The organism is Pseudomonas sp. UTLPPB19802 (assembly GCF_059730225.1).
Genome location: NZ_AP048545.1, coordinates 1,515,463 through 1,529,100, shown reverse-complemented (window position 1 = coordinate 1,529,100; position 13,638 = coordinate 1,515,463). Strand labels below are relative to the sequence as shown.

General features: G+C 59.7%; 13 protein-coding genes. 3 read left to right on the top strand and 10 right to left on the bottom strand.

Going from position 1 to position 13,638, the window contains the following annotated elements; translation table 11 throughout:
* Window positions 1-206 precede the first annotated feature (206 nt).
* Window positions 207-2,105, top strand: a complete 1,899-nt coding sequence (locus AC6I6U_RS06955) for an MAC/perforin domain-containing protein (protein ID WP_497881253.1) — start codon at window positions 207-209, stop codon at window positions 2,103-2,105.
* A gap of 78 nt (window positions 2,106-2,183) precedes the next feature.
* The gene (locus AC6I6U_RS06950; RefSeq protein WP_497881252.1) at window positions 2,184-3,020 is read left to right on the top strand and encodes a hypothetical protein; all 837 of its coding nucleotides are present in this window, start codon (window positions 2,184-2,186) and stop codon (window positions 3,018-3,020) included.
* Window positions 3,021-3,117: 97 nt separating this feature from the next.
* Here AC6I6U_RS06950 and AC6I6U_RS06945 read toward each other — a convergent pair whose 3' ends face one another.
* Both AC6I6U_RS06945 and AC6I6U_RS06940 read right to left on the bottom strand, forming a co-directional pair.
* Entirely contained in the window at window positions 3,118-3,624 is a 507-nt protein-coding gene (locus AC6I6U_RS06945; RefSeq protein ID WP_497881251.1) for a single-stranded DNA-binding protein, read from the bottom strand.
* Between the two features lie 9 nt (window positions 3,625-3,633).
* Window positions 3,634-5,031: an MFS transporter gene (locus AC6I6U_RS06940; RefSeq protein ID WP_497881250.1), complete on the bottom strand. Its 1,398-nt coding sequence runs from the start codon at window positions 5,029-5,031 to the stop codon at window positions 3,634-3,636.
* 190 nt (window positions 5,032-5,221) lie between these two features.
* On the opposite strand from AC6I6U_RS06940, the gene uvrA reads away from it, so the two are divergent.
* Window positions 5,222-8,056, top strand: coding sequence for an excinuclease ABC subunit UvrA (uvrA, locus tag AC6I6U_RS06935; RefSeq protein ID WP_497881249.1), 2,835 nt, complete (start codon window positions 5,222-5,224; stop codon window positions 8,054-8,056).
* 185 nt (window positions 8,057-8,241) lie between these two features.
* Here uvrA and bfr read toward each other — a convergent pair whose 3' ends face one another.
* The 8 genes from bfr to rpmJ form a co-directional block, all read right to left on the bottom strand.
* Window positions 8,242-8,706 carry a bacterioferritin gene (gene bfr / locus AC6I6U_RS06930; RefSeq protein WP_497881248.1) on the bottom strand — a complete coding sequence of 155 codons (465 nt, stop codon included), beginning with the start codon at window positions 8,704-8,706 and terminating at the stop codon, window positions 8,242-8,244.
* A 156-nt stretch (window positions 8,707-8,862) separates the two neighbouring features.
* The gene (locus AC6I6U_RS06925) at window positions 8,863-10,311 is read right to left on the bottom strand and encodes a catalase (RefSeq protein WP_497881247.1); all 1,449 of its coding nucleotides are present in this window, start codon (window positions 10,309-10,311) and stop codon (window positions 8,863-8,865) included.
* Between the two features lie 191 nt (window positions 10,312-10,502).
* On the bottom strand, window positions 10,503-10,889 hold the full coding sequence (rplQ, locus tag AC6I6U_RS06920) for a 50S ribosomal protein L17 (RefSeq protein WP_017901545.1): 387 nt from the start codon (window positions 10,887-10,889) through the stop codon (window positions 10,503-10,505).
* Between the two features lie 42 nt (window positions 10,890-10,931).
* Entirely contained in the window at window positions 10,932-11,933 is a 1,002-nt protein-coding gene (locus AC6I6U_RS06915; RefSeq protein WP_003186012.1) for a DNA-directed RNA polymerase subunit alpha, read from the bottom strand.
* Between the two features lie 22 nt (window positions 11,934-11,955).
* A complete protein-coding gene (rpsD, locus tag AC6I6U_RS06910; RefSeq protein ID WP_010443914.1) occupies window positions 11,956-12,576 on the bottom strand; it encodes a 30S ribosomal protein S4 in 621 nt (206 codons plus the stop codon).
* 18 nt (window positions 12,577-12,594) lie between these two features.
* Window positions 12,595-12,984 carry a 30S ribosomal protein S11 gene (rpsK, locus tag AC6I6U_RS06905; RefSeq protein ID WP_007924177.1) on the bottom strand — a complete coding sequence of 130 codons (390 nt, stop codon included), beginning with the start codon at window positions 12,982-12,984 and terminating at the stop codon, window positions 12,595-12,597.
* A gap of 30 nt (window positions 12,985-13,014) precedes the next feature.
* Window positions 13,015-13,371 (bottom strand): 30S ribosomal protein S13, encoded by a 357-nt coding sequence (gene rpsM / locus AC6I6U_RS06900; protein ID WP_497881246.1) that lies wholly within the window; start codon window positions 13,369-13,371, stop codon window positions 13,015-13,017.
* Window positions 13,372-13,500: 129 nt separating this feature from the next.
* A complete protein-coding gene (gene rpmJ, locus AC6I6U_RS06895) occupies window positions 13,501-13,617 on the bottom strand; it encodes a 50S ribosomal protein L36 (RefSeq protein ID WP_002555468.1) in 117 nt (38 codons plus the stop codon).
* Between the last annotated feature and the right edge of the window lie 21 nt (window positions 13,618-13,638).

Here is a 13,638-nt window from a genome sequence, read left to right as displayed (position 1 = left end):
CAAGTTGCTATCATCCGGCTGTCGCGGGAGTTTACCCCAGCGCCGCGACTACGTTAACCCGCCACCGTGACAGTTTGGTCAGCGTGCTGATACCGAACTGATACTGCACTGAGACCGCTCTGGACTGTCCCGCCTTCCCCCCTCTCCCGATACTGGCCCCATCAATTGGCACCCGGTTGATAGAACCCGGATGAAAGGAGAAGGTGATGAGCAACGACGTTACAGATATCAGTGGTTCGCAACTGTTGGGGCTTGGCCTGAACAAACTGGACTGGTCCGGCGACGCCAAGGAATGCCAGAAGGTCGGCGATACCGAAATCGGCAAGCACCCGATCACCTGCCTGGGCCGCTCCTACACCATCGGCAAGCACGTCACCCTCGACCTCGTGACCCAGGAAGACTATTTCACCGAAAGCTTCTCCTCCCATGAGGCATACGAACGGCACACTCAATCGAGCGTCGAGGCCAAGGGTAGCTATGGCGCCTTCTCGGCAGGCTTCAAGGCCACCTTCGGCAGCGATATCTCGCAGTTGCAGGACCATGAGGCCGCCCTCTACAGCCACACCGTGCGCTTGTGGCGACTAAGCCTGGCGGTCAACCCCGACAACGCCACCGAGGTGTTCAAGAGCCGGGTAACGGAACTGCCCGAAACCTTCAATCCGGCCGATGCGAAGAAGTTCTTCAATTTCTTCGTCGACTTCGGCGCCGACATCGTCAGGGAAGTGCTGGTTGGCGGCTCGCTCAATTACGCCATGACGGCGTCCAAGCAATACCTGAACAACAGGACCAGCCTCAAGGCGATGGTCGAGGCGGAATATGGGGCGTTCGTCAGCGGCACCGCCTCGACCTCGATTACCGAGGAGGTCAAGCGCCACATCGCCAACCGTCACAGCCGGCTGACCACCTGTGGTGGCACCCACTCCATCGATTTCAGCTCGATCAACCCGCAGAACTACCAACCGGAATTTGCCAAGTGGCGGCAATCGCTGCCCGATAGCCCACGAGTGGTGGAGCTGAAACTCGCCCCGGTCTATGTCTTCGTCAAGGAAGGCCCGAGCCGCACGGCCCTGGAAGAAGCCTACCAGTGGTACACCAGCTACAAGGCCGAGATCGATGCGACCTGGGCCGACTCGGTGGTTGTCATTGGCCGCGACAGCCGTCGCAGTTCATTCAATGCCGCCGCCAGTGGCCCTGCCCTGCGCGCGGTGTTCATCGACAACAAGAGCAAGCAGACCAGCGAGGGCCTGCACTACCCGCCGGCGGCCGATGCCGCTCCCGAAGCCTTCGGGAAATTCTGGGACGCCATGGCGCTGTTGCTGAACGGCAGGGCCGAGCACAAATTGTTGCTGACCACCGAACGCTGGCCCCGCGACAGCCGCTACTCCCCGAACGCCGCCATGCGCGAAGCGCTGCTGGTCCATGGTGCCAGCGAGCGTACCCTGACGCGCTGGGACAGCCTGACCCGCAACATGCAGCTTAACCCCCTGGCCGGCCTGACCTATGCATTGGCCGGCAATACCCTGGAAGAGGCCGGGGTGGATGGCGTGATCGCCGGTTTCGGCGAGCCGGGGAAAGACCTCAAGCCACGGGTGAAGATCAGTGCGCGACTGTCCCACGACTCCTTTGGCCGGGTGAAACTGGTGCAGACCGCCAAGGTACTCGAAGACACGCAAACCGTCCTCTATCGTCTGCACAACAACACCGGCGAGCATCCGGTACTGGCCACCGATCCGCAGAACAAGACCCGGATCGCCATGCAGCAACCGGATGCCAGCAATCCAGGACAACTCTGGTACATGAGGGAGCTGGAAAAGCCCTACCCGGAAATCAATCATCCGACCCTGTTGATCAACTACGAGACCGGCAGTCTCCTGCAAGGCATGCAGGACCAGGGTGATAGCCGGCTTCACCCGATAAAACCGGGTCGCCAGGAGGACGATGTGATCTGGGACCGTCGCGGCGATGACGTCTTCCACCTGCTGATGGTCTACCACCATGGCGCCGGCCTGTGCCTGACCCAGGTTGAAAGACGTGCAGCGGTTCGGCGCTGGCGCGAGCCCCATGGCATGGACTGGTTCCGCGTACAGCAACAGCCGCAACATTAAACGGATAAGCTGACCGGTCTGGCGCTGCCGCCGGATCGGTTCTTCAATTCCCAATCCCTGACCTGGATGGTCCCCGTCATGATGCAGTTCTTCAACAGCATTTCCTTTATCGAGGACGGCGCCCAGCAGCCGCTCGATACCCACAAGTTTCCGTTCCTGTACAACGACCAGGGCCTGGCGGTTCCCAGCAGCGAACCCCGTGGCAAGTTGATCGAACTGGCGCCGACCCGGCCGGATCTCGCGCTTGGCCACCGCTACAACGGCATCAGCCACAAGCCGCGCCAGGTGCAAACAGCCTGCAGCTCCTACGAAATCACCGAGTTCGACTTCCATGCGAAGGAGGTCTATTACCGACCGCTGTGGGCCACGGAAGAAACAGCCCAGTCTTTCGGCATGACCCTGCTCAGGAGCGGCGAAAGCATCCGCTTCGAATACGAGCAACTGATGATTGCGCAATACACCTACGGCAAGTGGGCGGGTCATCAGTCGCCCTATCTCGGGCCGGCGCGCCAGCGCGAGTTACTCAACTACAACCCGACCGACCTCGAGTACCACAACTTCGCCCACGTATTCCTGGCCCGCTATGGCCGCCTGCCGCTGGTCATCAGCGTGGCGCGCTGGCGGCCCTACGTGAACCAGATCGAGCTGGCCGACCTCTGGGTCAAGCCGGGCGATGCGCTGGTGCTGCCACCCAAGACATATCCCGAGAAACCGACCAACGAGGCCGACTATTACCTGACTGTGGTCGACATGCATGGCAACCGCAACTCGGCGCTGGCCTGCTGGTTCCAGGGCGACGAGGATTGCCTGCTGACCGAAACCATCCTCGCCACCCCGGCGCTGATGGATTCCAAGGAGGGAAGCCCGCACTATCACGAAGAGAAGACACCGACGCGGCATGAGTCGCTGTTGTAGGTATTCTCGAGCGATCAGTGTTTTTGTAGCAGGCAATAAAAAAGCGAAGCCAGGGTAGTGGCTTCGCTTTTTGGTTCTCAGCGCTGGGAAAGCAGGGTTAGAACGGGATATCGTCATCGAAGCTGTCGAAGTCCGGAGCCGGCTGCGGGGCGGCCTGCTGTGGAGCTGGACGCTGTGGGGCCTGCTGTGGACGCGGCGCCTGCTGGCGAGGTGCGGACTGCTGGTAGTTGTTACCCCCGCCCTGTTGGTCGCCCTGTTGTGGACGGCCGCCCAGCAGTTGCATGGTGCCCTGCATGTCGACGACGATCTCGGTGGTGTAGCGCTTGATGCCGTCTTTTTCCCACTCGCGGGTCTGCAGCTTGCCCTCGATGTAGACCTGCGAACCCTTGCGCAGGTATTCGCCAGCGATCTCGGCAACCTTGCCGAACATCGAGACACGGTGCCATTCGGTCTTCTCGACTTTCTGGCCGGTCTGCTTGTCGGTCCACTGCTCGCTGGTGGCCAGACTCAGGTTGGTCACGGCGTTGCCGTTAGGCAGGTAGCGAACTTCGGGATCCTGGCCGCAAGTGCCGACCAATATGACTTTGTTAACCCCACGGGCCATAACGTTCTCCTAGGCTTCGCACGCTTGCGAGGCTGGTTCGTTGACCAGGCGCTCAAGGGTGGTGCGATCCAACAATTCGGTGTCCAGTTTGATGTAGATGGCGGCCTCTTCGGCGACGACGACTGCATCGGTTACCCCTACGACGGCCTTCAGGCGCTCGACCAGGCCCGCTTCGCGGATCGCCTCAGGCGATAACGGCAAGCGCAGGCTCGTCACATAGGGAGGTTCACGCATGGTAACAGCAAAGGCCAGCCAGATGGCAGCCAGAGCGGCGCATCCGAGGAAGACTGCCGACAGACCGCCATGCTGAAACATCCAGCCGCCCAGAATACCGCCGAGTGCCGAGCCGAGGAACTGGCTGGTGGAATACACCCCCATCGCCGTGCCCTTGCCACCGGCTGGTGAAACCTTGCTGATCAGCGATGGCAACGAAGCCTCCAGCAGGTTGAAGGCGATGAAGAACACCACCGTACCGATCACCAGGGCCCGCAAACCATTGCCGAACTCCCAGAAGAATAGCTCAGTGAGCATCAACGTCGTCACGGCACCGAGTAAAACTCGTTTCATTTTGCGTTTCTTCTCGCCGTAGATGATGAACGGGATCATGGCGAAGAAGGAAATCAGCAAGGCGGTCAGGTATACCCACCAGTGTTGTTCCTTGGGCAGGTCGGCCTTTTGCACGAAGGCCAGCGGCAAGGCGACAAAACTCGACATCAGCATTGCGTGCAACACGAAGATGCCCAGGTCCAGGCGCAACAGGTCCGGGTGCTTGAGCGTCGGCAGCAGCGCCTGGCGGGCGACCCCGGACTCGCGGTGCTGCAGCGGGCTGGTAGCCTTGGGCACCATCAGGGCGATGATCAGGATACCGACCAGCGCCATGCCACCGGTCGCCAGGAACAGCCCGGACAAGCCGAAGGCGCGGGTCAGCAGCGGCCCGACCACCATCGCCACCGCGAACGACAGACCGATGGTCATGCCAATCATGGCCATGGCCTTGGTGCGATGCTGTTCGCGGGTGAGGTCCGAGAGCAGTGCCATGACCGCGGCGGAAATCGCCCCGGCGCCCTGCAGGATGCGTCCGGCGATCACGCCCCAGATCGAGTCGGCGTTGGCCGCCAGCAAGCTGCCAAGCGCGAAAACGATAAGGCCCAGGTAGATCACCGGGCGACGGCCAATACGGTCGGAAATGATCCCGAACGGGATCTGGAACAGCGCCTGGGTCAGGCCGTAGGCACCGATGGCCAGGCCGATCAGCGCTGGTGTCGCGCCTGCCAGATCCATCCCGTAGGTCGCCAGGACCGGCAACACCATGAACATGCCAAGCATACGGAACGCGAACACCAGGGCCAGGCCGCTTGCCGCGCGGGTCTCGCCGCCACTCATGCGTTCGCTGTGGGGATCGTGCATGGAATAACCTCGTGTGAACCGGCGGCGATTCTATCAGTCCCATCGTTTGAGCGGGTATAGGGTGACGCTTTGTCGCGAACTCGTTCAGCATCCTGTCATGCAAGGCTGCAATGCTGTGTCGCGATAGTGTGCATCCATCCAGTATTTAGCCTTATACTCCAGCCTTTACCGCCCGCCGTGCGAGGCCACTTTGGACAAGATCCTGATTCGTGGGGCTCGAACCCACAACCTGAAGAACATCGACCTGACCCTGCCCCGGGACAAGCTGATCGTCATCACCGGCCTGTCCGGGTCCGGCAAATCTTCCCTGGCGTTCGACACGTTGTATGCCGAAGGCCAGCGCCGCTACGTCGAGTCGCTGTCGGCCTATGCCCGGCAGTTCCTGTCGATGATGGAAAAGCCCGACGTCGACACCATCGAAGGCCTGTCGCCAGCCATTTCCATCGAACAGAAATCGACCTCCCACAACCCGCGGTCGACCGTCGGCACCATTACCGAGATCTACGACTACCTGCGCCTGCTCTACGCCCGCGTGGGTACGCCGCGCTGCCCGGACCACGACATTCCGCTGGAGGCACAGACCGTCAGCCAGATGGTCGACCTGGTGCTGGCCCAGCCCGAAGGCGCCAAGCTGATGCTGTTGGCGCCAGTGATTCGCGAGCGCAAGGGCGAGCACCTGTCGGTGTTCGAGGAATTGCGGGCCCAGGGCTTCGTCCGGGCACGGATCGACGGCAAGCTGTACGAGCTGGATGAAGTGCCCAAGCTCGACAAGCAGAAGAAACACTCGATCGATGTGGTGGTGGACCGCTTCAAGGTTCGCTCCGACCTGCAGCAGCGCCTGGCGGAATCCTTCGAAACCGCGTTGAAGCTGGCGGACGGCATCGCCCTGGTCGCACCGATGGACGACGAGCCGGGCGAGGAGATGATTTTCTCCGCCCGCTTCGCCTGCCCGATCTGCGGCCACGCCATCAGCGAGCTGGAACCCAAGCTGTTCTCCTTCAACAACCCGGCCGGTGCCTGCCCGACCTGCGACGGCCTGGGGGTCAAGCAGTTCTTCGACGTCAAGCGCCTGGTCAATGGCGACCTGACCCTGGCCGAAGGGGCGATACGCGGCTGGGACCGGCGCAATGTCTATTATTTCCAGATGCTCGGCTCACTGGCCGCGCACTATGGCTTCAGCCTGGAAGTACCGTTCAACACCCTGCCGGCGGATCAGCAGAAGGTCATCCTCAACGGCAGCGGCAACCAGAACGTCGACTTCAAGTACCTCAACGACCGCGGCGACATCGTCAAGCGCTCGCACCCGTTCGAAGGCATCGTGCCGAACCTCGAGCGCCGCTACCGCGAGACCGAATCGGCCACCGTGCGCGAGGAACTGGCCAAGTTCCTCAGCACCCAGCCCTGCCCGGATTGCCGTGGCACACGCCTGCGTCGCGAGGCACGGCATGTGTGGGTCGGCGAGAAAACCCTGCCGGCAGTGACCAACCTGCCGATCGGCGACGCCGCCGGCTACTTCGCCGGACTGAAACTGACCGGGCGTCGTGGCGAGATCGCCGACAAGATCCTCAAGGAGATCTGCGAGCGCCTGCAGTTCCTGGTCAACGTCGGCCTCGACTACCTGACGCTGGACCGTAGCGCCGACACCCTGTCCGGTGGTGAAGCCCAGCGCATTCGCTTGGCCAGCCAGATCGGCGCCGGTTTGGTAGGCGTGATGTACATACTCGATGAGCCGTCCATTGGCCTGCACCAGCGCGACAACGATCGCCTGCTCGGCACGCTGAAGCACCTGCGGGATATCGGTAACACGGTGATCGTGGTCGAACACGACGAAGACGCCATCCGCCTGGCCGACTATGTAGTGGATATCGGCCCAGGCGCCGGCGTGCATGGTGGCAGCATCGTGGCCGAAGGTACGGCGGCCGAAGTCATGGCGCACCCGGACTCGCTGACCGGTAAATACCTGTCGGGCCGGGTGAAGATCGAAGTGCCGGCCAAACGCACGCCGCGCAACAAGAAGTTGTCGCTGACCCTCAAGGGCGCCCGCGGCAACAACCTGCGCAATGTCGACCTGGAAATCCCGATCGGCCTGCTGACCTGCGTGACCGGTGTGTCCGGCTCGGGCAAGTCGACGCTGATCAACAACACCCTGTTCCCGCTCAGCGCTACTGCGCTCAATGGTGCGACCACCCTTGAGGCTGCCGCTCACGACAGCATCAACGGCCTGCAGCATCTGGACAAGGTCGTGGATATCGACCAAAGCCCGATCGGCCGGACACCACGTTCGAACCCCGCGACCTACACCGGGCTGTTCACGCCCATACGCGAGCTGTTCTCCGGCGTACCGGAATCGCGCTCACGTGGCTATGGGCCGGGGCGCTTCTCGTTCAACGTCAAGGGCGGCCGCTGCGAGGCTTGCCAGGGCGACGGCCTGATCAAGGTGGAGATGCACTTCCTGCCGGATATCTATGTGCCGTGCGACGTGTGCAAGAGCAAGCGCTACAACCGTGAAACCCTGGAGATCAAGTACAAGGGCAAGAGCATTCACGAGGTGCTCGAGATGACCATCGAAGAAGCACGGGAGTTCTTCGACGCGGTGCCAGCACTGGCGCGCAAGCTGCAGACGCTGATGGACGTAGGGCTTTCCTACATCAAGCTGGGGCAGTCGGCGACTACCCTGTCCGGCGGCGAGGCGCAGCGGGTCAAGCTGTCTCGCGAGCTGTCCAAGCGCGATACCGGCAAGACTCTGTATATCCTCGACGAGCCGACCACCGGCCTGCACTTCGCGGATATCCAGCAATTGCTGGACGTGTTGCACCGTCTGCGCGATCACGGCAACACCGTGGTGGTGATCGAGCACAACCTGGATGTGATCAAGACTGCCGACTGGCTGGTGGACCTGGGGCCGGAAGGCGGCTCCAAGGGCGGCCAGATTATCGCAGTGGGTACACCGGAGCAGGTAGCGGAGATGCCGCAGTCGCATACCGGGCATTACCTGAAGCCGTTGTTGATTCGCGATCAAGCGTAAACGACGGGAATGAAAAAGCCCCGGTCATCGTGTGATGACCGGGGCTTTTTTGTGCGGCTTGAAATCGCCTTCGCTGGTAAACCAGGCTCCTACGAGGGTAGCGGCTGGCTCCGTATCGGAGCACGACACGACTCCGTAGGAGCTTGGCTTGCCAACGAACCGGTGCTCAGCACCGGGCATTCAACTCAGAACTGCGACTGCAGGTAGTTCTCCAGCCCTACGGACTTGATCAGGCCCAACTGTTTCTCCAGCCAGTAGGTGTGATCTTCCTCGGTATCGGCCAACTGTTGACGCAGGATATCGCGGGAGATGTAGTCCTTGTGCTGTTCGCAGAGCTGGATGCCCTTGCACAGAGCAGCGCGAACCTTGTACTCCAGGCGCAGATCGGCGGCGAACATGTCCGGCACAGTGGTGCCGACGTCCAGATCGTCCGGGCGCATGCGCGGGGTGCCTTCGAGCATCAGGATCCGGCGGATCAGCGCATCGGCGTGTTGCGCCTCTTCTTCACTCTCGTGATTGATGCGTTCGTAGAGCTTGCCGAAGCCCCAGTCCTCATACATCCGCGAATGGATCAGATATTGGTCACGAGCTGCCAGTTCACCAGTCAGCAACGTGTTGAGGTAATCGATTACGTCCGGGTGACCTTGCATCGCCCTACATCTCCCTGCTTGAAAGTCTTTATTTTGAACCAAGCTGACCGGAAGGTCACGGCCAGAACAGCAAAAAAGTCAGAAATAGCAGAGAAAACCCGTCGATTTGAAGCGAAAAACCGCCCAAATGCGGGCGGTTCTGCTTCTCGTTTAGACTTACTTCAGCACTATCCCCAGCGCCTTCGCGACGCCTTCACCGTAAGCAGGGTCGGCCTTGACGAAATACTGCAACTGGCGCTGCACGACATCGTCGGAGACACCGGCCATCGCACCGGCAATGTTGTTGATCAACAGCGCCTTCTGCTCATCATTCATCAGGCGGAACAGCGCACCGGCGTGACTGAAATAGTCGGTATCTTCGCGATGATCGTAGCGATCTGCGGCACCGCTCAGGGCCAGGGCCGGCTCAGCATAGCGAGGAGCCTGTTTCGGCGCGTCGGCGTAGCTGTTCGGCTCGTAGTTCGGCGCCGCACCACCGTTGCTGCCAAAGGCCATGGAGCCGTCACGCTGGTAGCTGTTGACCGCGCTGCGTGGAGCGTTCACCGGCAGTTGCTGGTGGTTGGTGCCAACACGATAGCGGTGAGCATCGGCGTAGGCGAATACACGGCCTTGCAGCATGCGGTCTGGCGACAGGCCAACACCTGGAACCATGTTGCTCGGACCGAACGCCGCCTGCTCGACTTCAGCGAAGTAGTTCAGCGGGTTGCGGTTGAGCTCCAACTCGCCGACTTCGATCAGTGGGAACTCTTTCTGCGACCAGGTCTTGGTCACGTCGAACGGGTTCTCGTAGTGCGCCGCGGCCTGGGCCTCGGTCATGATCTGGATGCACACGCTCCATTTCGGGAAGTCGCCGCGCTCGATGGCATTGAACAGGTCGCGCTGGGCGTAATCCGGATCAGTACCCGCCAGGCGCGCTGCCTCGGCCGGCGCCAGGTTCTTGATACCCTGCTTGGTCTTGTAGTGCCATTTCACCCAGTGGCGCTCGCCCTTGGCGCTGATCAGGCTGTAGGTGTGGCTACCAAAACCGTGCATATGACGGTAGCCGTCGGGGATCCCCCGGTCGGAGAACAGGATGGTGATCTGGTGCAGTGCTTCTGGCGAGTGCGACCAGAAGTCCCACATCATTTGCGCGCTCTTCAGGTTGCTTTGCGGCAGGCGCTTCTGGGTGTGGATAAAGTCCGGGAATTTCAGCGGATCACGGATGAAGAACACCGGGGTGTTGTTGCCGACGATGTCCCAGTTACCTTCTTCGGTGTAGAACTTCAGGGCGAAACCACGAGGATCTCGCTCGGTGTCAGCCGAACCACGCTCGCCGCCCACGGTGGAGAAACGCAGGAAGGTCTCGGTCTTCTTGCCGACCGACTCGAACAGCTTGGCACTGGTGTACTGGGTGATGTCCCGGGTCACGGTGAAAGTACCGTAGGCACCCGAGCCCTTGGCATGTACGCGACGCTCAGGAATGTTTTCACGGTTGAAGTGGGCAAGCTTCTCGATCAGGTGAAAGTCGTCGAGCAGCAGCGGGCCACGTGGGCCAGCGGAACGGGAATTCTGGTTATCTGCGACGGGAGCGCCGCTGGCGGTCGTCAGCGTTTTGTTCTGGCTCATACTCATCCTTCCTCTCTGGGTCTTGGTGCTGCCGGCTAATCGGCTGAGAGGGAGTATTGACCAGGAAGGTTACAGGTACAAATTCATTAAGCGTTACGAGCCAATAGTTAACAACTATTAACAGCAATCACTTTAATAGCAGGCACAAAAAACCGGGCACTAGGCCCGGTTTTCTGCTTCAGACTGACGTCTTACTCGGCAGATACAGCATCGCCAGCAGTAGCACGATCAACCAACTCGACGTACGCCATAGGAGCGTTGTCGCCAGCGCGGAAACCGCACTTCAGGATGCGCAGGTAGCCGCCCTGACGGGTAGCGTAACGCTTGCCCAGGTCGTTGAAGAGCTTGCCAACGATAGCTTTCGAACGAGTACGGTCGAAAGCCAGACGGCGGTTAGCAACGCTATCTACTTTAGCCAGGGTGATCAGCGGCTCGGCAACGCGGCGCAGTTCCTTGGCTTTTGGCAGAGTGGTTTTGATCAGCTCGTGCTCGAACAGCGACACAGCCATGTTTTGGAACATGGCCTTGCGGTGCGAGCTGGTGCGGCTCAGGTGACGTCCACTTTTACGATGACGCATGGTTCATTCCTTACCAAACACTACGTTCGGTGATTACGACGATCAGGCAGTCGCCTTGTCGTCCTTCTTAAGACTTGCAGGCGGCCAGTTATCGAGGCGCATGCCGAGGGACAGACCGCGGGAGGCCAGAACATCCTTGATTTCAGTCAGGGATTTCTTGCCCAGGTTCGGAGTCTTCAACAGCTCTACTTCGGTACGCTGAATCAGGTCGCCGATGTAGTAGATGTTTTCCGCCTTAAGGCAGTTGGCCGAACGTACAGTCAGTTCCAGATCGTCAACCGGGCGAAGCAGGATCGGATCGATCTCGTCTTCCTGCTCGACAACCACTGGCTCACTGTCACCCTTGAGGTCGACGAACGCAGCCAACTGCTGTTGCAGGATGGTTGCAGCGCGGCGGATAGCCTCTTCAGGATCCAGGGTACCGTTGGTTTCCAGATCAATAACCAGTTTGTCCAGGTTGGTACGCTGTTCGACACGGGCGTTTTCCACCACGTAGGCGATACGGCGAACCGGGCTGAACGAAGAGTCGAGCTGCAAGCGACCGATGCTGCGGCTTTCGTCTTCATCGCTCTGACGCGAGTCTGCTGGTTCATAGCCACGACCACGAGCTACGGTGAGCTTCATGTTCAAGGCGCCATTGGACGCCAGGTTGGCGATTACGTGATCGGGATTAACGATCTCGACATCATGATCCAGCTGAATATCGGCAGCGGTAACCACCCCCGAACCCTTCTTCGACAAGGTCAGCGTAACTTCGTCACGGCCGTGCAGCTTGATAGCCAGACCTTTAAGGTTCAACAGGATTTCAATGACATCTTCCTGTACACCTTCGATGGCGCTGTACTCGTGGAGCACACCGTCAATCTCGGCCTCGACTACTGCACAGCCTGGCATTGAGGACAACAGGATGCGGCGCAGCGCGTTGCCCAGGGTGTGGCCAAAACCACGCTCGAGAGGCTCGAGAGTGATTTTAGCGCGGGTTGGACTGACAACCTGCACGTCGATATGACGGGGTGTCAGGAACTCATTTACCGAAATCTGCATGGATGCACCTATTTTCTAGCCCTTACTTGGAGTAGAGCTCGACAATCAGGCTTTCGTTGATGTCGGCGGAGAGGTCACTGCGAGCAGGAACGTTCTTGAAAACGCCCGACTTCTTCTCAGCGTCCACTTCTACCCATTCTACGCGGCCACGCTGGGCACACAGTTCGAGAGCCTGGACAATGCGCAGTTGATTCTTTGCTTTCTCACGAATAGCAACCACGTCACCAGCACGAACCTGGTAGGACGGGACGTTTACGGTCTTGCCGTTAACGCTGATCGACTTGTGCGATACCAGCTGACGGGATTCGGCACGAGTAGAACCGAAGCCCATGCGGTATACAACGTTGTCCAGACGGCATTCGAGCAGTTGCAGCAGGTTTTCACCGGTTGCACCTTTCTTGCCAGCAGCTTGTTTGTAGTAGCCGCTGAACTGACGCTCAAGAACGCCATAGATACGACGAACCTTCTGCTTCTCACGCAGCTGGGTGCCGTAGTCGGACTGGCGACCGCGGCGCTGGCCGTGGATACCAGGGGCTGCTTCGATGTTGCACTTGGATTCGATAGCGCGCACGCCGCTCTTCAGGAAGAGATCGGTGCCCTCGCGACGAGCCAGTTTGCATTTTGGACCAATGTAACGAGCCATTCTTTACAATCTCCTGGATTACACGCGGCGCTTCTTCGGCGGACGGCACCCGTTGTGCGGGATAGGCGTCACGTCGGTGATGCTGGCGATCTTATAGCCACAGCCGTTCAATGCACGGACAGCAGACTCACGACCTGGACCTGGACCCTTGACGTTGACGTCGAGGTTCTTCAGGCCGTATTCCAGCGCAGCTTGACCAGCACGTTCAGCAGCTACCTGAGCAGCGAACGGGGTGGACTTACGGGAACCGCGGAAACCCGAACCACCGGAGGTAGCCCAGGACAGAGCGTTACCTTGACGGTCGGTGATGGTCACGATGGTGTTGTTGAAAGACGCGTGGATGTGGGCGATGCCATCAACCACTGTCTTTTTAATTTTCTTACGAGGACGAGCAGCAGGTTTTGCCATGACTAAATTCCTGTCGATTCGCTGGTGCGATTACTTGCGGATCGGCTTACGCGGACCTTTGCGAGTACGCGCGTTGGTCTTGGTACGCTGACCGCGTACTGGCAGACCTTTACGATGACGCAGACCGCGGTAGCAGCCCAGGTCCATCAAGCGCTTGATTTTCATGTTGATTTCGCGACGCAGGTCACCTTCAGTGGTGAACTTCGCCACTTCGCCACGCAGCTGTTCAATCTGCTCGTCGCTCAGATCCTTGATCTTTGCGGCTGGGTTGACCCCAGTCTCTGCACAGATTTTCTGTGCAGTAGTGCGACCAACACCATAGATGTAGGTCAGCGAGATAACAGTGTGCTTGTTATCTGGAATGTTAACGCCTGCAATACGGGCCATTCAGTGGGACTCCAATTGACAGCTACCTACGCCCCGGAAGCCAAGAAATAGGGCGCGAGATAATATCGCTGTAATAACAAATAATCAACCCAGCAGCGCACTAGCTGCTGGGCTTCAAGCAGATCACACTCAGCCTTGGCGCTGTTTGTGACGCGGTTCCGCGCTGCAAATTACTCGAACCACACCTTCGCGGCGAATAATCTTGCAGTTACGGCACAGCTTTTTCACCGATGCACGAACTTTCATCACCAACTCCTCGAACCTTAT